At 28.4% G+C, this 25562-nt stretch carries 23 protein-coding genes, 1 riboswitch and 1 other annotated feature; of the genes, 3 read left to right on the top strand and 20 right to left on the bottom strand.

Annotated features, from left to right (window positions below):
* Nucleotides 1–210: 210 nt before the first annotated feature.
* The 14 genes from QP548_RS04480 to QP548_RS04415 form a co-directional block, all read right to left on the bottom strand.
* On the bottom strand, nt 211–1404 hold the full coding sequence (locus QP548_RS04480; RefSeq protein WP_061428219.1) for a phosphoglycerate kinase: 1194 nt from the start codon (nt 1402–1404) through the stop codon (nt 211–213).
* Between the two features lie 143 nt (nt 1405–1547).
* Nucleotides 1548–2546: a type I glyceraldehyde-3-phosphate dehydrogenase gene (gap, locus tag QP548_RS04475; protein WP_003460339.1), complete on the bottom strand. Its 999-nt coding sequence runs from the start codon at nt 2544–2546 to the stop codon at nt 1548–1550.
* A gap of 90 nt (nt 2547–2636) precedes the next feature.
* The gene (locus QP548_RS04470; protein ID WP_061428221.1) at nt 2637–3671 is read right to left on the bottom strand and encodes a sugar-binding transcriptional regulator; all 1035 of its coding nucleotides are present in this window, start codon (nt 3669–3671) and stop codon (nt 2637–2639) included.
* A 226-nt stretch (nt 3672–3897) separates the two neighbouring features.
* Nucleotides 3898–5283 carry an RNA polymerase factor sigma-54 gene (gene rpoN / locus QP548_RS04465; protein ID WP_061428223.1) on the bottom strand — a complete coding sequence of 462 codons (1386 nt, stop codon included), beginning with the start codon at nt 5281–5283 and terminating at the stop codon, nt 3898–3900.
* A gap of 250 nt (nt 5284–5533) precedes the next feature.
* Nucleotides 5534–6301, bottom strand: coding sequence for a hypothetical protein (locus QP548_RS04460; RefSeq protein WP_061428225.1), 768 nt, complete (start codon nt 6299–6301; stop codon nt 5534–5536).
* The gene (locus QP548_RS04455) at nt 6282–6797 is read right to left on the bottom strand and encodes an ECF transporter S component (RefSeq protein ID WP_003465998.1); all 516 of its coding nucleotides are present in this window, start codon (nt 6795–6797) and stop codon (nt 6282–6284) included. Before QP548_RS04455 ends, QP548_RS04460 begins: the two co-directional genes overlap by 20 nt.
* A 371-nt stretch (nt 6798–7168) precedes the next feature.
* A riboswitch (cobalamin riboswitch) is annotated at nt 7169–7342 on the bottom strand.
* Between the two features lie 59 nt (nt 7343–7401).
* On the bottom strand, nt 7402–8472 hold the full coding sequence (locus QP548_RS04450; RefSeq protein WP_061428227.1) for a BMP family lipoprotein: 1071 nt from the start codon (nt 8470–8472) through the stop codon (nt 7402–7404).
* 90 nt (nt 8473–8562) lie between these two features.
* Nucleotides 8563–9402, bottom strand: coding sequence for a DegV family protein (locus tag QP548_RS04445; protein WP_061428229.1), 840 nt, complete (start codon nt 9400–9402; stop codon nt 8563–8565).
* A 14-nt stretch (nt 9403–9416) separates the two neighbouring features.
* Nucleotides 9417–9878 carry a tRNA (cytidine(34)-2'-O)-methyltransferase gene (locus QP548_RS04440; protein WP_003450463.1) on the bottom strand — a complete coding sequence of 154 codons (462 nt, stop codon included), beginning with the start codon at nt 9876–9878 and terminating at the stop codon, nt 9417–9419.
* A gap of 88 nt (nt 9879–9966) precedes the next feature.
* Nucleotides 9967–10800: a Cof-type HAD-IIB family hydrolase gene (locus QP548_RS04435; RefSeq protein ID WP_061428232.1), complete on the bottom strand. Its 834-nt coding sequence runs from the start codon at nt 10798–10800 to the stop codon at nt 9967–9969.
* Between the two features lie 160 nt (nt 10801–10960).
* Nucleotides 10961–12523: a VanW family protein gene (locus QP548_RS04430; protein WP_061428234.1), complete on the bottom strand. Its 1563-nt coding sequence runs from the start codon at nt 12521–12523 to the stop codon at nt 10961–10963.
* Nucleotides 12524–12686: 163 nt separating this feature from the next.
* Nucleotides 12687–13652: a glycoside hydrolase family 25 protein gene (locus QP548_RS04425; protein WP_061428236.1), complete on the bottom strand. Its 966-nt coding sequence runs from the start codon at nt 13650–13652 to the stop codon at nt 12687–12689.
* 73 nt (nt 13653–13725) lie between these two features.
* A complete protein-coding gene (locus QP548_RS04420; protein WP_061428238.1) occupies nt 13726–14631 on the bottom strand; it encodes a D-alanine--D-alanine ligase in 906 nt (301 codons plus the stop codon).
* Between the two features lie 119 nt (nt 14632–14750).
* Nucleotides 14751–17216 carry a sensor histidine kinase gene (locus QP548_RS04415; protein ID WP_061428240.1) on the bottom strand — a complete coding sequence of 822 codons (2466 nt, stop codon included), beginning with the start codon at nt 17214–17216 and terminating at the stop codon, nt 14751–14753.
* Between the two features lie 99 nt (nt 17217–17315).
* Between QP548_RS04415 and QP548_RS04410 the strand changes: the two genes are divergently transcribed.
* Entirely contained in the window at nt 17316–18179 is an 864-nt protein-coding gene (locus QP548_RS04410; protein ID WP_003453767.1) for a DMT family transporter, read from the top strand.
* A 30-nt stretch (nt 18180–18209) separates the two neighbouring features.
* Here the strand turns inward: QP548_RS04410 and nth are convergent, their stop codons facing one another.
* The 6 genes from nth to QP548_RS04380 form a co-directional block, all read right to left on the bottom strand.
* On the bottom strand, nt 18210–18839 hold the full coding sequence (gene nth, locus QP548_RS04405) for an endonuclease III (RefSeq protein WP_061428245.1): 630 nt from the start codon (nt 18837–18839) through the stop codon (nt 18210–18212).
* Between the two features lie 11 nt (nt 18840–18850).
* Nucleotides 18851–19555: a lysophospholipid acyltransferase family protein gene (locus QP548_RS04400; RefSeq protein ID WP_003465970.1), complete on the bottom strand. Its 705-nt coding sequence runs from the start codon at nt 19553–19555 to the stop codon at nt 18851–18853.
* 37 nt (nt 19556–19592) lie between these two features.
* Nucleotides 19593–20585, bottom strand: a complete 993-nt coding sequence (queG, locus tag QP548_RS04395; RefSeq protein ID WP_061428247.1) for a tRNA epoxyqueuosine(34) reductase QueG — start codon at nt 20583–20585, stop codon at nt 19593–19595.
* 145 nt (nt 20586–20730) lie between these two features.
* On the bottom strand, nt 20731–21240 hold the full coding sequence (gene epsC, locus QP548_RS04390; RefSeq protein WP_061428249.1) for a serine O-acetyltransferase EpsC: 510 nt from the start codon (nt 21238–21240) through the stop codon (nt 20731–20733).
* Between the two features lie 18 nt (nt 21241–21258).
* Nucleotides 21259–22161 carry a cysteine synthase A gene (gene cysK, locus QP548_RS04385; RefSeq protein WP_061428251.1) on the bottom strand — a complete coding sequence of 301 codons (903 nt, stop codon included), beginning with the start codon at nt 22159–22161 and terminating at the stop codon, nt 21259–21261.
* 43 nt (nt 22162–22204) lie between these two features.
* Nucleotides 22205–22441, bottom strand: a binding site (T-box leader).
* 58 nt (nt 22442–22499) lie between these two features.
* Nucleotides 22500–23771 (bottom strand): magnesium transporter, encoded by a 1272-nt coding sequence (locus tag QP548_RS04380; RefSeq protein WP_061428253.1) that lies wholly within the window; start codon nt 23769–23771, stop codon nt 22500–22502.
* A gap of 339 nt (nt 23772–24110) precedes the next feature.
* On the opposite strand from QP548_RS04380, the gene QP548_RS04375 reads away from it, so the two are divergent.
* Nucleotides 24111–24899, top strand: a complete 789-nt coding sequence (locus QP548_RS04375) for an amino acid ABC transporter substrate-binding protein (RefSeq protein WP_061428254.1) — start codon at nt 24111–24113, stop codon at nt 24897–24899.
* Between the two features lie 13 nt (nt 24900–24912).
* Nucleotides 24913–25554 (top strand): amino acid ABC transporter permease, encoded by a 642-nt coding sequence (locus QP548_RS04370; protein ID WP_061428256.1) that lies wholly within the window; start codon nt 24913–24915, stop codon nt 25552–25554.
* The last annotated feature ends 8 nt before the right edge of the window (nt 25555–25562 follow it).

The raw sequence follows: 25562 nt of genomic DNA, 5'->3' as shown, positions 1-25562 counted from the left end.
AATAATATATATAAGGCTCAATCCCCTATGATATATTATTTCTCTAAAAGCTCTGAAAATATTAAATAATAAGCCTAATATTTTCTTAACTTTTAGCATAATAAGGCTAAGATTCAATGAAAAATGAATTTCATTGAACTTAGTCTTATTTTTTTATAAAACAACAATCTTTATACTTCAATCTAAATTTCTACTTTAAGGTTTATAATATTATTTATCGTTTAAAGCAGCTATTCCTGGTAATACTTTTCCTTCTAAGAATTCTAATGAAGCTCCACCACCAGTTGAGATGTGAGACATTTTGTCACCGAATCCTAAGATGTTTACAGCAGCAGCTGAATCTCCACCACCGATTATAGTAGTAGCATCTGCTTCAGCCATAGCTTTAGCAACAGCTATTGTTCCTTTGTTGAAGTTTGCGAATTCGAATACTCCCATTGGTCCGTTCCAGATAACTGTCTTAGCATCTTTTATAGCTTCAGCGTAGATAGCTTCAGTTTTTGGTCCGATATCTAATCCCATGAATCCTTCAGCGATGTTTTGATCTTCTGTAACTACAGCTTCAACATCTTTGAATTCTTTAGCTACTCTGTGATCTACAGGTAATAATAATTTAACACCTTTTTCCTCAGCTTTAGCTAACATTTCTTTAGCGTATTCAACTTTATCTTCTTCTACTAATGAACTTCCTACAGTATATCCTTGAGCTTTTAAGAATGTGTAAGCCATTCCTCCACCTATTATTAAAGTATCAACTTTTTCTAAAAGGTTGTTTATAACGTTTATCTTATCTGAAACTTTAGCTCCACCTAAGATAGCAACGAATGGTCTTTCTGGAGTTTCTACAGCATCTCCTAAGAACTTAAGCTCTTTTTGGATTAAGTATCCACATACTGCTGGTTTTAAGTATTCAGTTACTCCAACTGTTGAGCAGTGAGCTCTGTGAGCAGTACCGAATGCATCGTTAACAAACATTTCAGCTAAGCTAGCTAATTCTTTTGATAACTCCTCACCATTTTTAGTTTCTTCTTTTCTGTATCTTGTGTTTTGAAGTAAAACTACGTCTCCATCTTTCATTTCAGCTACAGCTTTTTTAGCATTTTCTCCAACAACGTTGTCGTCAGCAGCAAATACTACTTCTTTACCAAGCATTTCGCTTAATCTTTTAGCTACAGGTGCTAATGAGAATTCTGGTTTAGCTTCTCCTTTTGGTTTACCCATATGTGAGCAAAGGATTACTTGAGCACCATTATTAACTAAGTATTTTATAGTTGGCATAGCTCCATTTAATCTATTTTCATCAGTTATAACACCATCTTTTAATGGAACGTTAAAGTCGCATCTTACTAATACTTTTTTACCTTTTACTTGAACGTCTTCTATAGTCTTTTTATTGAAGTTCATTATATTCACCTCTTAAATAATATTTTATAATCACCTTTAATATAAACAAAAATCATTTATATGTTAAAGTAGTCTGGCCTCATAGCTTTAACTATAAAACCAGACCCTTTTATATAATCAGTCTAAATATTTAATTTTAAAAATTACTTAGAAACTAAGCATTTTAAAGTTCTGATTAATTGGTTAGTGTATGAAGCTTCGTTGTCATACCATGAAGCAACTTTAACTAATTGTTGTCCGTCAACTTCCATTATTTTAGTTTGAGTAGCATCGAATAATGATCCGAAGCTTATTCCGATAACGTCTGATGATACTATTGGATCTTCAGTGTATCCGAATGATTCGTTTGAAGCAGCTTTCATAGCAGCGTTTACTTCTTCTACTGTTACTTTTTTATCTAAAGTACAAACTAACTCAGTTAATGAACCAGTTATTACAGGTACTCTTTGAGCGTTTCCGTCTAATTTACCAGCTAATTCTGGGATAACTAAACCGATAGCTTTAGCAGCTCCAGTTGAGTTTGGAACTATGTTAGCAGCAGCAGCTCTAGCTCTTCTTAAGTCTCCTTTTTTGTGTGGAGCATCTAAAGTGTTTTGGTCATTAGTGTAAGCGTGGATTGTAGTCATGAAACCTTTGTTTAATCCGAAGTTATCATTTAAAGCTTTAGCCATTGGAGCTAAGCAGTTTGTAGTACATGAAGCACCTGAGATAACATCTTCGCTTCCATCTAATATGTCGTGGTTTACGTTGTAAACAACTGTTGGTAGGTCGTTTCCAGCAGGAGCTGAGATAACAACTTTTTTAGCACCAGCAGTTAAGTGAGCTGAAGCTTTCTCTTTTGATGCGAAGAATCCAGTACACTCTAATACTACGTCTACTCCTAATTCTCCCCATGGTAATTCAGCAGGGTTGCTTTTAGCAGTTACTTTGATTTCTTTTCCGTTAACTACGAAAGCTCCTTCTTTAACTTCTATTTCACCATTGAATCTTCCTTGTGCTGAATCGTATTTGAATAAGTGTGCTAAAGTCTTAGCATCAGTTAAGTCGTTGATTGCTACAACCTCAAACTCAGGGTTGTCGATCATTAATCTTAACGCTAATCTTCCTATTCTTCCAAATCCGTTAATAGCTACTTTTACCATTATAAATACCTCCTAAAAGATGTTGTTTTTTATATATAAAATATTAAAAAATATTTTAAACAAAGTTATTTTTAGAGATTTCATATTTTTTTATTCATCTCTATTTAAAAAATTTAAAATTTCATTAGCTGCTCCTTCATCAGTAATAAGAACGGCATTTTCATTGCCATAAACAGTAGTTAAAATAGCTTCTGCTTTATTCTTACCACCAGCTACAGCTATATGATTTTTTATTTTTCTAAGATCATTTATTGTAACCCCTAAAGTTGGCATTACATAAACAACTTCTGACTTATCATTAAAGTAGCATCCAAAAGCTTCTCCTATAGCACCTAAATCTAATAACTTTATTATTTGATCCTTAGGCACTCCTCTTTTGTTAGCCATCTTTTTAGCCTGACCTATACCATATATTAGCATATCTGCATTTTTAATATTTTGTATAAGCTCCTTCATATCTTCCTGCTTCATTAAAGCATCCATTACTTCTTTGCTTATATTATCAGGAACATGAAGCATTTTATAGGTTCCATTTAACTTTTTAGCTAAATTTGCAGCTAATGTATTTGACTGCGTCTCAACCTTCTTACCCATACCACCTCTTGCAGGCACCACTAACACATTTTTTAGGTTTGCCATTTCTGGTAATTCGTCTATAACTTCTTTTACAGTACTTCCACCAGTAACAGCAATAGTATAGCCATCTTTAATGATATTCTTAGAATAATTTGCAGCGGCTTTTCCAAGCTCTTTTATAGTATTTTCATCCTCACTGCAATCTCCTGGAGCAACAATTACATTTCTTACATGAAGCATATCACATAATTGCTTCTCAAGATTAGATAGCCCTTTTATTTCATGTATAAATCCCTTTAAAGATTCTAACATGAACTCTCCTTCTTGGGTTACAGACATACCTGGAGTGTTTATTTGTATAAGGTTTTGAGATTTTAAAAAACCTATTTCTGTTCTTACAATTCTTTCACCTAAATTTAAATTGTTTGCCAAAGCTCTTCTACCTATTGGCTGATTATAATAAATTGTTCTGATTATATTGTATCTTTTAACTAATAGTTCTACCATTTCAGGAACTATTATCTTTTGCAATTTTAAAATCTCTAGCAAATCTAACAACTCCTTTGGACACTCTAAGTCCCACTTGCTTCTCAAATGTCCCGCACGTTTATTATAAAACATATTAAGAAAAAATTAAAGGGTTTTTAGAAAATTTTTTCTTATTTTTTTAAAAAATATAAAAAAATATAGAGAGATTACCCAGTCTCTCTATATTTTCACTGAAAATAAGCACTTTATAACCTCATTTGCCACAAGATAGAAATTCTTTTATCTTTTAAAATCTTTTTCTCTTGCTAGATGACTTTATGCCTAACTCTTCTCTGTATTTTGCCACAGTTCTTCTTGAAATAGCCATTCCTTTTTCTTTTAGAATTTCGCTTATGGCTTGATCTGATAATGGCTTTGCTTTATCCTCTTCCTTAATTACTTCTTCTAAAGCCTTTTTTATATTTATAACTGTAACATCTTCTTCTCCCTTACTTTTTTCTTTATTACTTATTGAGTTTACAAAGAGATCCTTTATCTTTATTGTTCCCATGGAAGTTAAAATATACTTATCTCTTATGGCTCTTGAAATAGTTGATTCATGCATTTCTAATTGTTCAGCTATTTCTTTTAAAGTCATAGGTTTTAAATATTTCTCTCCCTTTTCAAAATAATCCTTTTGCTTTTCAAGTATTTTTTGGAGAACTTTGTATAGAGTACTTTTTCTTTGCTCTATACTTTTAATTAAAAACATAGCTTTATCTATTTTTTCCTTTACATACTCTGTAGCCTCTTTATCATTAGTACTATCTTTTAATATATCTTTATATAAAGGATTAACCGAAAGCATAGGTAAAACTCCGTCATTCATTAATATAAGAAATTCTCCATCTATCTTTCGTATTTCTGCATCAGGAATTATAAAACCCACTTCATCACCAGTGTAAAATCCTCTTGATGGTTTTGGTTCTAAAGTTTTTATTAAATCTCCATAATCTTGTGCTTTTTTAGGAGTAATTCCTAAATCCTTTGCAATAACTTGATATTTATTATCTGCTAAATCATCTAAATGATTATATATAATCTCTTTAACTATAGGGTCATATTCTCCTTTTCTTTCTAGCTGAATTTCTAAGCATTCCTTTAAATCTCTTGCCCCTATACCAGCAGGTTCTAAATTATGAAGAACTATTAAAGCCCTATTAAAAGTCTCTTCAGAACAATCTAACTCCCCCATTAATTCTTCTTTTTTTATATCTAAATATCCCTTTTGATCTAAACACTCAACCATATAACTACATACACTTCTCATATATTCGTCTATAGGTAGTTCTAATATTTGACCTTCTAAATAATCTGTTAAAGATTCTGGCTTACTTATGAAAGTAAAAGGTGATATTCCTTCTTCATCATATTCACCATAACTTTGAGAACCATAATTATCTGACTCTAAATATTTTACTAACTCTTTATATTCTAATCTATCTTGCTCTTTTGACACCTCTTTAGTATCCTCATACTGAGCTTCTAATACAGGATTTTCTGAAAATTCTTTTTCAATATATTCTCTTAAATCATATGTTGACATTTGCAAAAGTTTTATTGAAAGCTGCATTTGCTGGGTCATAATAAGCTTTTGCTCTTGGGTTAAATTCAAATTAAAATCCATTAACATATATATATCACCTAAAATTATCTAATTCTAACCTATTACTTTTATCTTTTAACCTTTCTTATATAATTATCCATCAAATAAAATTATTTTTCAATAATTTAAAATTTTAGCTAATTATAAAAGAAAGGCATATACCAAAATAATTTTTAATAAAACTTACAAAACTTCTTAGGAAAATCTAATGATTTTAAGAATATTTTTTAAGTTTTATTAAACTTTGATAAATGCCCTTACTATTTTTATATTTAAATTAAATAATATTTCCTATTTTTATTATAGGAGTTTTTATTTTTCTCTTTATATCTTCTAAAGAATTATTTTTGCAAATAAATAATAAAGCTGTAGCAGGTCCTGCTGATTTTCTTAAATAATCACCTTCATAAGATAAGTTTATATTTATTTTATTACTTTTTTCTAATTCACTTATTTCATGAATAATTCCTTTTGATCCAATAGGTAATATATCTTTAACATCCTTATTATCTAATAAAACCTTAAAGTCTCTAAAAGTAACAATTTCTCCAATATTATTATTTATATCTTCTAAAACTTCTTGTCCAACTTTAGGTATTCCTAATAAACAAATGGAATCTCCCTTTTCAAAATTAACCTTTAATGTTTCTTCTTTTTCTCCTATTATAGTTAATCCCAAAAAGGTTTGAATAGTTTTAAAGTTATCCTCTGTACTTCCTGTTACACACTCTGATAAATTGGATTTTTCATAGAAAAAGTCCTCAGCATTATACTCTTTTATGGCTCTATTGATTCCTTGTATTATTTTTTCTCCTCCATTATTCATAGACATACCCAAGTTATTAACTATTACTAATGGTTTTGCCCTAAAAGCTAAAAGCTCAAAAAGACATACTCTAGCTGAGAAATATGATACAATCTCATTTTCGGCTTTTACAAAGTCTCCTTCATTTTCACCAATTCCACCACAACTATCGCAAGCTATTACTAGTTTATTTTTTTCATTTTCTAATATAGTTAAGTCTCTAAACTTGTATATTTGCATTTTTTAATCCCTTACTTACTATAAATGCTATAACTATATTAACTAAGCTTGCTAAAGTAAGTGGTAATCCTAAAAGTTTTAAAAAGTCTACAGGATTCATTCCTCCTAAAACAAAATACATAAATACTCCTGTTATAAAAGTAAATCCTATTCCATTTAAAAGAGTACCAACAATTCCCGCTAAAATAACTTTTCCTTTATTAAATATTATTGATGTTATGTATACGACAACAAACATTTCTAATGCTACTAAAATATGTACTGGTAAACTTAAAGGAAATCCTGTTCTTAAAGCTACAAATAAATGAGCTAAAAGTCCTATTATCCCCCCAACTACAGGTGATATTATTATTCCTCCAACAAAGGCTGGCATAGAATCTAATGCTATACTAGAAAATATAGGAAAGTTAGCTAATATAACACTTATTGCTATAAGTATAGCTGAAAAACATAAACTCTTAACATCTAATCTCTTTTTTTCCTTAGTAAAATTCATAATTATTTTACCCTCCTAATTAATATTATTTTTCTTTTCTCTAAATTATAAGGCATCTATTAACTAGCAAGTTATACTTTTAATATTAAATAAAATTTCATACCCAATAAAACATAAATTATAATTTCAAATTTTCATAATTATACTAAAACATATATCTTTGTATAACCTTAGAATAATTGATGGCTTAATTAAATAGAGCTAAAATTTTTTAATTAGAAATCTCTATTTCTAATTAACTTTTAGAAAAGCTTATACTCATTCTTTCTGTAAATATTTTTTTCAAAATAAAAAACTGGTACGGATAACTATCCCCACCAGTTAAAATAATTTACATACTTTTAAACTTATATAATGCTTCCCTCCGAAACAATAAGAATAGCATACTAGGCAGGTCTCCTGGCTAATAAATCATCCTAAAACAATCCTTTCCATGAATATTTATCACAGTGGCTTTTTGTTCTCGTCCTTATCAACAGTAGCGGGGGCTGCAATTTTTAACTTTCCCTATTAAGTTACTAAACACCTAATACTCTTATTTTATTTTCACTTTATAATTACATAATTATATATATTTTGTCAACCTTAGTATTATTATTTATTATTATTTAATATTAAAATTTTCAACCTCATCTAAGGTTTCTGGTACATTAAATTCTCCCTTTATAATAGCTACTTTATATTGTTCTACTTTATCTAAAATTTCTTTAGAAACTAAATTACTAGTTGTTCTAGCTACCTCAATTCCATTATCCTTAAGGCCTATTTCCATTTTATTTTCTGGTCCAGCTTTAAAATCACTATTTATAACTTCTTTTGCTGTAGTATATACTGCATCATCTAAATTCTTTATCATTGATGACAATATAACATTAGCATACTCTGGGAATCTTGCCGCCCAATCAATATCTGCTCCAATAGCATACTTTCCTTTTTCCTTAGCAGCCTTAAAAACCCCTTCTCCAGCCTCTCCAGCTGATTCAAATATTATGTCGGCTCCTTCATCATACATTTTTTTAGCTATATCACTTGCTTTCTTTTGATTGTTAAAATCTCCAACATATTGAACTAAATTTCCTTCTCTTATATTTTTATAAGCTTCCTCATTTGAAACCTTTAATCCAGCCATAAATCCTGATAAAAATGTTTCTATCAATTCTTCCTTTATTGCTCCTATAAACCCTACTTTATTTGTTTTAGTAGTATTACCAGCTATTATTCCCATTAAAAAAGCACCCTGTTCATCCTTGAAATCTATAGATTTTACATTTGGAAGATCTGATATAGTATCTACTATAGCAAAATTTTTATCTGGGTAATCTTTAGCCACATTATTTAAACTCTCTAGAAATTTGAAAGCTGAAGCAAAAGTTAAGTCATTATTTTGGGCTGCTTCTCTAAGTCTTTTTTCATAATCCTCTAATGAATTTGTGTCAAAAATTTCTATTCTAGCACCATATTCTTTTTTTATTCTCTCTAATCCATCTACAGCTAAATCAGTAAAATAATTTTCTTCATTAGAAAAATCATCTTTTACTAAAGCAAAATTATAAACTTGTTTCTCTATAACATCCACTTTCTTTAAAGCTGATGAATTATTTGAACCACACCCAGCAATTATTGAAGTTAATCCTAAAAGCAACGCTAAAGCTTTAAATGTTTTTTTTAATTTCATTTTTAGTCCTCCTATTTTTTTAGTCAAAATTATTATTTCTTTAAGTAAGAAAATTTATGTAAAAAAAAGAAACTCCCTTAGGAGTTTCTTCTAATATTCTTCTACATAAAATAATGCACAAACTTTAGGACCAGAATGAATTGCTACTGAACATCCTAGAGGAAGTTTTATATATTCAATATTATTATTTTCTAAATATTCCTTTATAGGTAAGTAAATATCCTCATTTTCAAGTTCAACTAATATAATAGGCTCTCCTTCTTTTTTAGGAATTGAATCAAATTGCTCAATCATGGCCTTTACCATCTTTTTAGTTCCTCTTATTTTTCCTTGGACATTCATTTCCCCATCTAATACATTAAGCATAAGTTTTATGCCTAAAGCATTAACAAATAAAGCTTTTCCTTTTGAAAGTCTTCCTCCCCTTACTAAGTTGTCTAAACTTTCAAAAGCTATAGTACTTTTAATATGATTCCTGTATTCTAAAATTTCTCTTTCTAAATCCTCTAAAGTTATTCCTGATTCTATTAATCTAGCTGCTTTTAATACAATTAATCCAAGTCCAACTGTTACATTTCTTGAATCTATTACAACTATATCATCACTTTCTAATTCAGCCTTAGCTAAACATGCTGATTGATAAGTACCACTCATATTAGATGATATATGTATAGATATAACTTTATATCCCTCTTCTAAGTAGCCTTTATATTTTTCTATAAATCTAGTTGGAACTATTTGTGCTGTAGTTGGAAGAGCATCTTCTCTTTCAATTCTTTCCATCATAGCATCTACTTTTATTTCAACACCATCTAAATAACTCTCTTCCCCAAAATTTATTAACATAGGCATTACATCTATGTCATACTTCTCTATAATCTCCTTAGATAAGTCACAGGTACTATCTGTTATGATCTTTATTTTATCCAAAATATATTTCCCCCTTATTTCATGTTTGGAAATCCAATTTGTCTTAAAGCTTCATAAGCTATAATAGCTACTGTATTTGATAAATTCAAACTTCTAGTAGTTGTGTTTATCATTGGTACTTTTATTCCATGATGAGCATTATGAACGTCCTCTGGAACCCCAGCTGACTCTCTTCCAAACATTATAAAAGCTCCCTCTTCATACTTCACTTCATCATAATGATCTTCAGCATGAGTTGTTGATAAGTAAATCTTCTTATCTCCATACTTTTTCATAAAATCTTCATAACTTTCATGAATTTCAAGATCTAATTGACTCCAATAATCTAATCCAGCTCTTTTTAAATGTTTATCATCTATAACAAAGCCCATAGGTTTTATTATATGAAGCTTTGAATTTGTTAAAACACATGTTCTTGCTATATTACCAGTGTTTTGTGGTATTTCTGGTTGATATAATACTATATTAAGATTCACCTTTGTCCCTCCAAATAAATGTAAAAAATTATAAATTTTTAAGTTAAGTCACAAGTATATGATATTATCTAATGAAATAAAATGCAAGTTAATCATTCTTTAATACAAATTCATATATTACCTTTGCTACCCCATTTTTATCATTACTTTCAGTTATATAATCTGCTTTTTCCTTTAAGGAATCTATGGCATTTCCCATAGCAACACCTAAGCCTGCATAAGTAATCATAGATAAGTCATTTTCATTATCACCTATACATATAATCTCTTCCCTTTTTATATTATATTCTTTTGATAAAGCCTTCACAGCCCTTCCCTTTGATACACCTTTATTATTTACTTCTAAGGCATAATTTCCTGATTGAGTAATTTCATAATTACCCTTTTTAACAAGCTCTTCCCTTATTTTCTTTAACTTACTAGTATTCAATTCTATTATTATACACTTACCTATATTATTACTTTTAAAGACCGCTTTCCACTCTTCCCTTTCTTTCACATAAATATTCTTAACTCTATATTTTCCAGGTATTTTTTTATTTAAAATAATATCACATAAATGCTTTCTAAATTTTGATGGCCAATAAACACTATCCTTTGAATGGAAACTAGGAACCCCTTTATATTCCTTACATATACTCATAATATCTATACATTGATTTTCATTTAAAACATCCTTTGATATTATAACTTCTTTATCCTCATCAATTACCCAAGCTCCATTATTAGCTATTACAGCACAGTTTACTCCTAAAAATTCTGAGAAATATATTGCATTTTTAGGATTTCTTCCTGTACATATTATTATGTGTACTCCTTTTTCATAAGCTTTTTTTAATGCAATTCTATTTTCTTCACTTACAACTTTCTTTGAATTTAATAATGTACCGTCCATATCTATACATATCATTTTATATTTCATAAATTCTCCTCCCCCAAATAAAAGGGGAGAGTTAATTTATTAACCTCTCCCCCTTTTAGCATATTAAATTTATTCTTATACTTAATTTTCAAAACAAATTTTAAATTCACTTTAAAAACTAAAAAATTATTTATTTTATCTTTTAATTTATTCCTGCATTTTACTGTGCTGGCGGTGTTTGCCCTGCATTAGGTGTTTGAGGTGTTGTAGCTGGTGCTTGATTTGTAGCTGGTTGTTGTGTAGCTGGCTGTGAAGCCTCTGGTTTTTGTGCCTCAGGCTGTGCAGTAGCTGGCTGTTCTTGTTTTGGTGCTTCTTGTTTTGGCTGTTCAGCCTTTTTTGTTCCAACCTTTATAATTTCATCCTTTTGTTTATATACATCATGGCCTATTAATTTCTTATCTATTTCTTTTCCATTTTGATAAGTTACTAAATATCCTGTTGATTTATATCCTGTAACAGGTCTTTGTTCAACAACCTTTTGTCCCTCTGGTAAACTAGGATCATCAACTGTTTTAACTGATGGTTTTAAAGTTTCATTTACTACAGTTTGTAATTCATAAGTTTTTCCATCCATACCTTGGACATTTCCATATATATTAAATGTTACATGTTTATTACTTGTATATCCTTGTATATATATTGGGAAATCATAAGTATTTTTAAACTGATAATCTAAAGATCCCCATGAAACTGTAGCATCTTCACTTGGTCCTGAATAAGTAGTTGTCATACTATGATTATGTCTCTCTGTTGGCATTATTCCAGCTCTTAAAACAGCTCTGTATAATGTTGTAGAAACTTGACAGATTCCTCCACCAGTAACCATTACTACTTTATTTCCTACGTAAGCCGCTCCATCTCTATATCCCTTAGCTGTAGTTCTTTCCCCTAAAGTATTATTATAACTAAATGTATCTCCAGGCATTAAAATAGTTCCATTAACCGTTTTAGCTGCAATTTCAACATTAGCACTTCTATTAGCATCTGAGCTTGTATAACTTGTTGTAAAACTTCCTATAACGCCGTCTATTTTTGAAAGCATTTCTTTAGTTATTTTTGGTTTTGTAACTTCTACAGGTACTTCCACAACTGAATTATCCTCTGGATTTGCATTTATAGATTCTTTTACTAAAGAAACCATTTTATCTTCTTCTATAGCTCGTCCATCTTCACCTTCTATTACACTTATATTACCACCATTTATACTTATAGTAGCATTTTTAGCATTTTGATTTACCATTTCAGTAAGCTTTTTTTCATAATCTGTTAACTTAGATTCATCATATTTAAAATCTAAATTTAATTCCTTTTTATCTTTTCCATTTATAAGGTTATTTTTCTCAAAAAGATTTAAATCTTTTCCATAATTCATGGCTTCATTAACAGTTTCCTCTATATTATATTCTGGTGATAAATCAGAATATTTTATTTCAATACTTTTATCTGCTGCCTGAACTTTTATAGTTTTATGTTCTACAGGTTCTTTTACATCCTTCTCCAAAACCTCAATGGCCTTTTCCTTTGTCATTCCTGATAAATTTACATTTTCAACATATACGTTAGGATATATCTTATCATTCCACTCTTCAACTTTTTTCTGAATACTAACTATATATGCAACAATAGAACCTATTATAATTGCTAATATAATAACTATTGATATTATTATTTTCTTTTTGCTTTTAAGTAAGCCTGTGCTTGATTTTTTCTTTTCCTCTTTCACAATTACTCTCCTCTCTAAACCTTCTAAAAAAACTATAATCTAAATATTACTAAAAATTATTACAATATAATAACATTTCTTATTATAACAAAATTTTTATAGCTTTTGGAGAAAAATTAAATAGAGCTAAAAAATTTTTAACTCTATTTAACATAAAGATAATCTATCCTAAGAATTCTCCATTATTATCTAAAACATATTCAGTTCTTTCCTTTGAAAAATCTCCAGTAATATCAAAGGCTTCTATTGATATTCTTATTGGCTTTCCTTTTGGAAGATAAAATCTACTTTTATCAATTACAATTTTAGTTGCTTTTCTTGGTAATGTTCCTGCATAATTATCATTTACAAAAACATTATATCCATTTAAATCATCCTCTTTATTAGCTGTCCAATTAACAAATATCTTATTACCAGATATATATGCGTTTAATCCAGTAACTGCAGAAGGTGGCATTAAACTATCTATGCTATTAGGACCCCAGTTTAAATCTACTGGACTTCCAACTCCATCTAATTTTCCTTCATCAGTAAATTGCCACATAGTCCACCTCTTCCATCCTCCAACATTTGGTGGAATCTTTGGATTAGAAGGAATTCTAGTGTACATAGCAATCCATAAAGGCATATCACTTAAAGGATATCCTTTGCCAGGAACTTTAAAATCATCATATAGCCCTATAAAGAATAAGCCTGTATATAGCATTAATCTTCTTCTAGTTTTTTCTTCAAATCTATCTCTAAATCTATCAATCCAATTTACAAGCTCTGTAGGAGTCAAGGATCTATCTGTAGGAGTTTCAACATCTAATACTGGAAATAGGTCTCCATAATCCCCAGTTCCAAAGCCCTGTTGCAAAACATCAATAAATTGATGTGCTTGAATAACGGCACTATCTAAATCCTTAGAAGGTTTAGCAAAATGATATGCACCACATGGGATTCCTAATCTTCTACACTCTTTTGCAAACTCTAAAAATTTTTTATCAATTCTCAATTTACCTGTTCCAGAGCCTGAAGCTCTTAAATAAATAAAATCTGAATTTTTAGCTAGTGTTAAAAAGTTAACATCTCTACTAAATTCATTTAAATCTGGACCAAATGTACTTAATGGATTTTTATCTTGCATTAATACTCTCCCTGCAAAGTAGTTCTTACTATATAAAATATAATATTACAGGGAAAGTTGTTACTAAATAAAATTATTCTCTATTAACCTTTAAAGATTTTTCTATTATTGTATCTAAAAGTTCTTCAAAACTCATATTTATTCCTGCTGCACTTTTAGGGAATAAACTATTCTTTGTCATACCAGGTAATGTATTTACTTCTAATACATATGGAATATTATCCTTTACTAGCATGTCTACCCTAGCATATACGTCACACTTTAATAACTTGTAAGTTTCTAAAGCCATTTTCTCTACTTCTTTATGAAGATCTTCATTTAATTTAACTATAAATTCATCTGCTCCTCCATCTTCATATTTTGAAGCTATATCAAAGAATTTTCCCTTTGGTTTTATAGCTAAAACAGGTAACATTTTTCCATCAATTATAGGGCAAGTTATCTCATCACCTTTAATATATTCTTCAATCATTACTTCTGTATCATATTTTAAGGCTTCTAATACAGCATCCTTAACTGCTTCTTTAGATTCAACTAAAGTTGTAGCAACTGATGATCCCCCATTATTAGGTTTTATAAATACTGGATAACCTAAATTTTCTATTTTTTCATAGTCTATTTCATCTACTGATGAAACCATTATCCATCTTGCTGTTCTAACATTTCCAAAAGCTAAAATCCTCTTTGTCATATCCTTATCCATACATATAGCACTACTTAATGGACCACATCCTGAAAATGGTATTCCTAAAGTTTTAAGAACAGATTGAACAGTTCCATCTTCACCAAATTTTCCATGTAAAGCTAAAAGCGCAAAATCAATTCCTTTAACCTTTTCTATTAAATCTTCTTTTTCATTTAAAACTATAGGAATAGCTTCATATTTATCTTTATCTAAGGCATGAACTACAGAATTACCACTTTGTATTGATATCTCTCTTTCTGAAGAAATGCCTCCCATTATTACTCCAACTTTCATATTTTTACCTCCATATAGAAATAATTAAGGACTTGTCTTTTTTTAACAAGCCCTTAATATTATATCATTATCTTTTTAAAATAGAAAGTTTATAAAATCATTTAACCCTATTAAATCTCCTAATATATTTCATAAATATCAGCAAATTCTATTGATATTTTTTCAACCTCTGTTTTATAATCTAAGCTCCCATTTTCACAAACATCATTTTCCAATTTCACATTAGGTAGTAATATTGAAAATTCACTGCCTGATTCATCACTTTCTCTTAAGAAAACTTTTCCTGCATGTAATTCAACTAAAGATTTAACTAAAGATAATCCTATTCCACTTCCTTCTTTATTTCTATTTAAGGATTTATCATTTTGTATAAATCTTTCAAAAATAAATTCTTTCATGTGTGATGGAATTCCTATACCTGTATCCTTAACTCTTATATCTACCCAAGTTTCATCTATCAAAATACTAACTTCTATTTTTCCACCTGGCTCTGTAAATTTTATGGCATTAGATAATAAATTTAAAATTATTCTCTCAATTTTATCTGGGTCACACCTTATCTCTAATTCCTCACAATTAGTATCAAAGATTATATCTATATTCTTAGATTCCACATAAGGAATTACAGACATAGTTATATCTTCTGTAAGCTTTATTATGTCATAATTAATAAAGTCCATCTTAATAAAACCAGAGTCTATTTTTGTTATATCTATAAGATTATTTACAAGCCTTAACATTCTAAAACAATTTTGTTTTAAAGTTTTTTCATACTTATCATATAAACTAGCAAAGTTTGTCTTATTCTTTTTACTAGTGTTTAAAAGCTGTATGCATGAATATATTATGTTAATAGGAGTTCTAAGCTCATGAGATAAATTTGCAAAAAACTCGCTTCTAACCTTGTCATATTGCTTTATTTCTTCAAATTTATTCCTTAATATTTCTATTTCTCTTACATCCTCTATATTTCTAGCAACTCTTACCCATCCTAAGGTATTATTTTTATTATCCTTAATTCTACTAGAAATAGATTCTAATTGAACCAATCCATTTTTAGATCTTACCTTATCTATTGTTAAAATCTTATCTTCATTAAAATATTTGCTGTCTATTATATTTAAATTAGATTCAACTAATAACAGATCATAATAATTTTTTTCTATTAATTCTTCTTCACTATATCCTAAAACATCTATTACTGCTTTATTTACATAGCTTATTTTTCCTTCAACATCAATTGTAAATATTAAATCTTTTATATTTTCAGTAACTCCCCTAAGCCTTTGCTCCTCTAATTTTAAATCTTTCTCCATTCTATATTCTTCTGTTATATCATTAATTCTAAGTACATAATAAAGATTTTTTTCCTTTTTTATCTTTTGAAGATTTACCTTTACAACTTCATCCTCTCCATTTAACTTTATTATTCCTTTCCATTCCTTAGAATTTCTAAGAACACTTTCTATACAAATTATATTTTTATCATATAAAAATCCTTTAATTTGTTTTTCTAAATCAATATAAGTTTTATTTTCTCTATTTTTAGGTGATATTCTTTTACTTCTACATTTTTCATTTGCATACAGAACCTTTAAATTGTTACTAAGTAATATGACTTCACTATTGCAATCAAATTCTATTAGGTTAAAAAATGCACTTAGTTCTTCTTGCATAAAATTTTTATTTTTTATAACTTGAAGTAAATCAAAAAACATACCAAATACAAAACTCATAAATGATATGAAATTAAAAAATACAATATTTATTTTTATAAGGTCATTATTAGTTATAATTAAAGAAATACCATAAACTAATTTTAATAACATAAGTGAACCACTTATCATTATTACTAAATAAGTTATTTCTCTAAATTGAAAAATTCTGATTAAACAAACTACAATACAAGAAATATATGTTAAAACTATTAAAACTAAAGTTAAATTATATATAAAGTTATATTCATATACCCCTAAGTTACAATTAACATTTAGCATTTGTAATATAATCGTTACCAATATTACAAATACTAAGGTTAAATTTTTATGTTTCCTTATAAAAGCATCAAAGTTTCTAAGACATAAAACAGCTAAAAGTAATAATATCCCTCTAAATAATAAACTAAATAAATTTAAGTCATAAACCTGATTTTCAACTATTTTTCCTGTTAAGACTATAAAAACCATTTCAGTAATAATACTTACATAAACAAGGGATATACCAAAGAATTCTTTTCTTTTAAGACCTCTATAATATATAAAGCATATAGATAATATCATAATACAAAGAATTATTTGAGTCATTACTATAATTTCTTCAGCAGCATAAATTACACTTACATCCTTAAATAAATCTCTATTTAAAGCACAAATTAAATTTAACCCTTTTATAAAAAATAAACTAAGTAATATTACTGTGACTATTGCTATTCTTTTTAATGTTTTCTCTTTAATACCTAAATTGTTAAAAAGTCCAATTAACATATCTAAATTTTCCCCATTCTTATTTAGCATAGTACTTTTATTATATATTAAATAAATATTTAAAATAAGTAAAAATACCTCTTTTTTCAAAAATTTATTCATTTCTTCATAAAATTACTATATATTATTAATATTGACCTATTTATTTTTAACATCTAAAATGTTATTATAAAAATTTCAACAATTTAATAGGAGGATTAAATGAATAATAAAACAAAAGGTATAATTTTAATAACCATATCAGCACTTAGTTTTGCTCTTATGAGTACATTTGTAAAATTATCCGGTGATTTACCATCAATAGAAAAAAGTTTCTTTAGAAACTTAGTTAGTTGTTTTGTGGCATTTTATTTAGTGAAAAAAGATAATGCCTTACTTTTTGGACACAAGGAAAATAGACTTGCTCTTATAGGACGTTCTGCCTTAGGAACCTTAGGAATTTGGGCTAATTACTATGCAATCGATAGACTAATATTATCAGATGCTACTATTCTTAATAAATTAAGTCCATTTTTCGTTATTATATTTTCTTATTTATTCCTAAAAGAAAAATTAAAACCAATTCATATAATATGTCTTTTAGCTGCATTCTCTGGAGTTTTATTTATAGTTAGACCTTCTGGGAATTTAGCAAGTAACTTTATTCCTGCTATAATTGGACTTTGTTCAGCAGCCTTTGCTGGAGGTGCTTATACCTTTGTTAGATACTTAGGTGGTAAAGAAAAGGGAGCTACTATTGTTTTCTTCTTTTCTTTCTTCTCAATAGTAACTACTTTTCCTATTATGTTATTTCAATTTGAAACCTTTAGCTTAGAACAATTTGCATTTTTAATTCTTGCAGGGGTTGCCGCTTCTTGTGCTCAATTTGCATTAACAGCTGCTTATAAATATGCTCCAGCAAGAGATATTTCCATTTATGACTATACTCAAGTTATTTTCACAGCTTTAATAGGCTTTGTATTATTTGGAGATATACCAGATAAAATATCCCTAATAGGATATGCCTTAATTTTATTAGCTTCTTTTTCTATATTTTTATATAACAAAAAAGAAGCTAGCAAATAAAAAAAAAGCTACACTATTTTGTGTAGCTTTTTATCTATTATTTTTAAAATAATCACAGTATTTATTTATCTTACATATATCACATTTAGGCTTTCTAGCTATACAACATCTTCTCCCGTGAAAAATTAAAATATGATGGGCTAAGGACCATTCTTTTTTAGGTAATTCTTTTTGAAGTTGTTTTTCAGTTTCAAGTACATTATCTGAATGTGCTAAGCCAATTCTATTTGAAACTCTAAATACATGAGTATCTACTGCAATAGATGGAACTCCAAAGGCATTTGATAAAACCACATTGGCAGTTTTTCTTCCTGCCCCAGCTAAAGAAATTATTCCTTCCATAGTTTTAGGAACTTCTCCACCAAAATTCTCTTTTAATTGATGAACCATCATAATTAAATTTTTAGCTTTATTTCTATAAAGTCCTATTTGCTTTATTCTATCCTCTAGTTCCTCTTGACTTATAGTTAAAAAAGAATCTACATCTGGATAGTCTTTAAAAAGCCCTTTAGTTACCTCATTAACCTTTTTATCCGTAGTCTGTGCTGATAAAATAGTAGCAACTAAAAGTTGAAAGGGAGTTTCATAATTTAGCTCACATTTAGCATCTGGATACTCTTCTTTTAATATTTCTAATACCTCTTTAGTTCTCTTTTTCATAGTATATCCCCCTAATCTTTATATACCCCTCTATAATCTTCTGGTAAAAGATTGGCTATATTTTTCATAAGGTAATTTAAAGCCCTTTCTTCATACTCATGCTTTCCTTCATCTTTTTCTTTCTTTGGAAGGTCAATAGGAGTTCCAAATTTTATGTTAACTTTTGAATGATGAAACTTTTCTGCTCCCATATTTTCATCATTTATTGGCATAAGCTTTTCAGTTCCAGTCATTCCAAAAGGTACTATTTTAGCCTTTGTTAATCTTGCTATAAGTATAATTCCCTTTTTAGCTTCTATCATTTTTGCATTTCTACTTCTTGTTCCTTCTGGGAAAATAACTATATTTTCTCCACCCTTAACAGCCTTAACAATTTTGCTTAGTGATTCTCTATCTGCTGAATTTGGCTTTATTTTTATATTTTTAACTAATCTTGTACCTATATTAGTTAAAGCCTCATCATTTAGCTTTACTCCAGCAATAAAATATGGATCATATTCTTTTTGTAAAACCTTATCTAAAACTAATCCATCTGCATTACTTAAATGATTCCCTATAAATATAAATGGACCCTCTTCCTTCTTTATTTTATCAAGTCCATAAACATTAAGGTCAGCATATTTATTTAAACATCCACCGATTAAATTTCCTGCTATTGGTTTAAAAATACTATCCGGTAATCTAACTAATATATTAGCTCCTATACGAGTAAACATAACTTTACCTCCTGTATCAAATTTTAACAATATATTATTATACATCATAAAAATTTAAAAGTCTATTTCTAAAAATTTTAAGACTTTCAGAATTTAATTCATAGTTTGATATATCTTCCTTATTAATTAATACCTCTTTAATCATTATATTCCTTAATATTGTATTTTTACCTCTCCATCCACAAGAAGTCTTTTTAAAGGTTTCATTAAATTCTTTTTTGCTTATTTTATGAAAATCTTCAAAAGAATCCTTTTGCATAAAAGTTAGAGGCTTAAAATCTTCTATATTTGTATAAGTTATTTCCTTATTATATGGACACTCTTTTTGACAGCTATCACATCCAAATATTCTTCCCTTCATAAGTTTTAAATATTTATCTTCTATATCTTTTTTCTGAGTTATATAAGACATACATGAGTTAGTGTTTTTCATTTTACTTCTATTTAAAACTTTAGTTGGGCAATTTTTATAGCATATCTCACAGGCACCACATTCCTTATGAGTTCTTAATTCCTCTAAAGTTCTTTCTTCTTCACACTGAATTTCTAAATCCGTAATTATTTCTCCTAAAAACACATAAGAACCATACTTTTTAGTGATTAGCATATTGTTTTTACCTATGAATCCTATATTTCCTAAATATGCAATATATCTTTCAGGCAAGGAATTACTATCAACTAAAGAAATTGCCCGTCCCCCTAAAGACTCTATATATTCACTTATCTTCTTAAGGAAATTAGAGACAACATAATGATAGTCCATTCCTCTAGTATAAACTGAAAATCCATTATCAACATAGTCTTCATCATATAAATAAGGAAAAGCAATTGTTATTATGGTCTTTCCTTCTTCCATGTACACATTAGGATTTACTCTTTTCTCTATATCCTGTTCCTCAAACTCATTTTCAAACCCTTTATCTTTTCTTATATTGTACATCTCTTCAAGTTCTGAAAATCTTCTACACTTTACAAATCCCACAGTATCTAATCCTAAAGATTTACAAAACTCTAAAATCTTTTCCTTCAAAAATTATCACCTCAAACTAAAAAAGACTATATTAAATTTTTAGTTAGTAAATGTAAAAACATATGGTTTCAATTTTTCTCTAACTAATAAAATTTATATATAGTCTTATTATAAACCAAATAATAAAAATTGGCATATTTATAAATTAATTTTTAATAACTGCTGGAATTCCAACAGCGGTTTTTCCCTTTGGAACATCCTTTAATACTACAGAGTTTGCTCCTATTTTTGCTCTATCGCCTATACTTATAGGCCCTAAAATTTTAGCTCCACATCCAATAATAACATTATTCCCTATAGTTGGATGTCTCTTACCCTTGTCCTTTCCAGTTCCTCCAAGAGTAACTCCATGATATATAGTTACATTATCTCCTATTTCTGCAGTTTCTCCTATTACAACACCCATTCCATGATCTATAAAAAGTCCTTTTCCTATTTTTGCCCCTGGATGAATTTCTATACCTGTAAAAAATCTTCCTAACTGAGAAATTAATCGTGCTAGAAAAAATAATTTTATCTTATATAGTCCATGTGCTATTCTATAAAATATCAAAACATGTATGCTTTGGTAAAGCAATAAAACCTCTAGTTTTGTTCTAGCCGCTGGATCATTTTTCATAACATTTTCTATATCATATTTTAAATTTTTGAACAAAATTTTCACTCCTATAAATTACTCATATAGCCCTGTTGAAAAATATTTTTCTCCTCCATCAGGTGCTATAACTAACACTTTTTTATCTTTTGATATATTTTCTAAAATATCCTTTGCCCCTTTTAGTGCAGCTCCAGAAGATATACCTACTAGAACTCCTTCTTTATCAGCAAAGTTTTTTGCCATAGTGTATGCATCTTCATTTTTAACCTTTATTATTTCATCAACTACTGATGAATCATATATTTTTGGTATAAATCCAGCACCTATTCCTTGAATTTTATGAGGACCAGAATTTTCTCCTGATAATACAGCTGAATCACTAGGTTCTACAGCAACTATTTTTATATTAGGATTATATTCCTTTAATTTTCTTCCTACGCCTGTAATAGTTCCTCCAGTTCCTACCCCTGCAATAAATACATCTAAGTCTGGAATATCTCTTATTATTTCCTCTGCAGTAGTTTCATAATGTTTTTTAGCATTAGCTTCATTTAAAAACTGTTGAGGCATGAAATATCCCTTTGTGCTAGCTAACCTCTCTGCTTCTTCAATAGCGCCCTTCATTCCTTTGCTTCCTTCAGTTAAAATTATCTCTGCACCATAAGCTTTGATCATATCTCTTCTTTCTTTACTCATTGTTTCAGGCATAGTTATAATAACTTTATACCCTTTAATTTTACCAATCATAGCTATGGCAATTCCTGTGTTTCCACTAGTTGGTTCTACTATAACTCCATTTTCTTTTAATAATCCATTTTTTTCAGCTTCTTCTATCATCCCTAAAGCTGCTCTATCTTTTATACTTCCTCCTGGATTAAATTTTTCAAGCTTAACAAATACATTGTTCCCTTCAAATAAATTATTTGCTTTTAATATTGGTGTGTTTCCTATTAAACTTAAAAGACCGTTAAAAACCATATAAATTTCCTCCTTAAAAATATAATAAAAAGGCCTTACACTATTTAGAGACGAAGCTTTTTACTCCGTGGTTCCACTCTAATTAGGTAAAGACCTCACTTAATCAAGTACTATAAATACTCTATCACGTTAACGGGTGATACTCGAAAATTTCTACTTATAACTTTTCGAAATTTCTGTTCAAAAGCGCACTTCTTATAAAGCTTTGGTGAAAGATTTCCAGCACCACTTTCTCTCTGTGACCTATCCTTATAATACTTTACTTTATCACAACATTTATCCGACTATTTTGATATGAATTATATACTTTATTATATTCTTTTATTAAAATTTGTCAACTAATCTGTGTACTTTTTCTTAAATTTTCTTTTTAAGTTATTAGGAATTAATTCATCAACTATATCATGAATAAGAACCATACCAACTAATTTTTCTTCATAGTCCACAACAGGGATAGATATTAAATCATACTTTGTTGATTTTTCTATGGCATCCTCTATAGTACTATCTATATTAACACTTATGGAAGATGTGTGCATAATCTCCTTAAGTCTCTTATTTTCTTCATTCATTATTAAATCTCTTAAAGTTACAACTCCATTTAGTCTATCTTCTTCATCAGTTATATAAACGTAGTACATAACTTCTTCATCTGCATCTAATTCTCTTAAAAGTTCTATTGTCTCTTTTATAGTAAGATCTAAATTAAAAGATATAAAATCCTTGTTCATTATACTACCTACAGATTCATCTGAATATCCCATAAGCTCTTTAACTTCTTCTGCGTCTTCATTTTCTAAGGCAATTAATACTTTTTCTCTTTCTTCCTCATCTAGTTCATCTATAATGTCTGCTATTTCGTCATTTGGAATATTTTCAAAAAGCTCTGCAGTTTTAGAATGGGAAAGTCCCTTTATTATACTGCTTTGTACTTCTGGTTCTATTTCTTCTAAGGTATCTGCAGCTAAATCTTCATCTAAGCTATCGAAAACTTTTTTTCTGTTTATGGCATCAAGTTCTTCAAGTATATCTGCTAAGTCAGCTGGATGTAATTTTTGAAGCTTTTTATATGGAATAGCTAACTTTAAGTTATCATTAATCATTTCTAAAGACTCAACATCTTCCCACATAATAACTTTTTCTTGAAACTTTTCTTTAAAAACTTTAGCTAATAATTTTCCTAGTCCCTCTAATCCATTACGTCTAAACTTTACTATCTTTCCAGTTTCAACAGCTATTACCCTAAACTCACCTGCTATTTTTACTATTCTTAAATCATCAACCTTAACTACTTTTTTTCCATTTATATCTACTATTTTTCTATCTAATAAATTTTGAGATAAAAGATAGCTATAATTTCTAGGTAATATCTCTCTACTACCCCTTATTTGTATTTTAAATTTCCCATTATCTTTTTGATAAAAATCTATATTTTTAAACTCATAATCAAATATGACTCCATCTCTCTTTACTTTATATCCTATAATTCTTGGATAACCATCCTCTGTAGTTACATAAACATCCTTTAAAACTCCTAGGACTTCATTGAATTCATCATATATTTTCTTATTGATTATGTTACTGTATAAAAACATTGTTAATTTGTTCATCCAGCTCTCCTCCTTTTTAATTTTAAAAAAATTTTAAAATTAAATTTCATTTTTAAGAAAAGGAGAAGTATATTATAAGTTTAATCTAATCTAGAAAATCACTTCCCTCTTTTCTTTTAATATTTAATTTTAAATTGCACCTATCTTCTCGAGGGCTATCTTCCATTTAGTTTCACCACCTATAAATAAAAAATTACATAACTCTCTAATTTATTATATTATATAAACTCTAAAATGCAACGTTTTGTCAATATTTAAATAAAATTATTTCATTTCTTATTTGACTTTATCGCTTCATCATGATAAAGTATTAGTGTAATAAATCGAAAGGAGAAAGATATGAAAAAGTTATTATTTTTATTAATTAGCATAGTAATTTTATCTATTCTTATTTTTGGTTGTTCCTCAAAGAAAATAGAAACTAAAAAGGATAGTAATACAGTGATTATAGGAATGGATGACACTTTCGTTCCTATGGGTTTTAAAAATGAAAAGGGGGACATAGTTGGTTTTGATGTTGATTTAGCAAAAGAAGCTTTTAAGCGTATGAATTTAAAGGTTATTTTCCAACCAATAGATTGGTCAATGAAAGAAACTGAACTTACTAATGGAAATATAGATTTAATTTGGAATGGATATACCATGACACCTGAAAGAGAAAAAAAAGTTGCATTTACAAATTCATACTTAAAAAATAGACAAGTTATAGTTACCCTTTCTAATTCTAATATAAATACTTTAAAGGATTTAAAAGGAAAAACTGTAACTACTCAAGATAGCTCTAGCTCGCTTGACACTCTATTTGAAAGTCCAGAACTAACTAAATCCTTTAAAAATGGAGAACCTGTACTTTTCGATAGCTTTAATGATTGCTTTATGGATTTAGAAGCTGGAAGAAGTGATGCAGTTGTTTGTGATGAAATTCTTGCTCAATATTATATTTCAAAAAATGACCCTAGTAAATTTCATGTTCTTACTGAAGATTTAGGGAAAGAAAGTTATAGCATAGGACTTAGAAAAAATTCTAATTTAATAGAACCTTTAAATAAAACTTTAGAAAATATGAAAGAGGATGGAACTATAGCTAAAATATCTAATAAATGGTTTGGAAAAGATTTAGAGAAATAAGGAGGTATTAACTTTGAATTATATTATTACTTTAATGCCCTCAATAATAGAAGGCTTAAAAAATACATTAGGTGTTTTTATATTAACACTACTTTTATCTATTCCTTTAGGAATAATAGTTGCAATACTTAGATTATCAAATATTAAAATAGTAAATTTTATATCATCTTTATATGTTTTAGTTATGCGTGGAACCCCCTTATTATTACAACTAATATTTATATTTTTTGGACTACCAATAATAGGAGTTAGCATAGATAGATTCCCAGCTGCCATAATAGCATTCACCTTAAATTACGCAGCTTATTTTGGCGAAATATTTAGATCTGGTATAAAAGATATTGATAAAGGACAATTTGAAGCAAGTAAAATCCTAGGTCTTTCAAAATGGTTTACCTTTAAAAAGATAATTCTTCCCCAATCATTTAAAAAAACTTTGCCTTCAATTGCCAATGAAGTTATTACTTTAGTTAAAGATACATCCTTAGTTTATGTAGTTGGCATAGGTGAACTTTTAAGAGCTGGTAAAATTGCAAGTAACAGAGACGCTTCTCTCCTTCCCTTGTTTTTAATAGGCATAATATATCTACTGTTAATAGTAATTTTAACTAAAATATTTAATAGATTAGAGAAAAAATATTCATATTATAATTAGGAGGATTA

It is taken from the genome of Clostridium sp. UMB9555A (assembly GCF_030222355.1).
Taxonomy (GTDB): Bacteria; Bacillota; Clostridia; order Clostridiales; family Clostridiaceae; genus Sarcina; species Sarcina perfringens.
The sequence above is the reverse complement of the archived record's forward strand: the minus strand, read 5'-3'. Positions and strand labels throughout refer to the sequence as shown.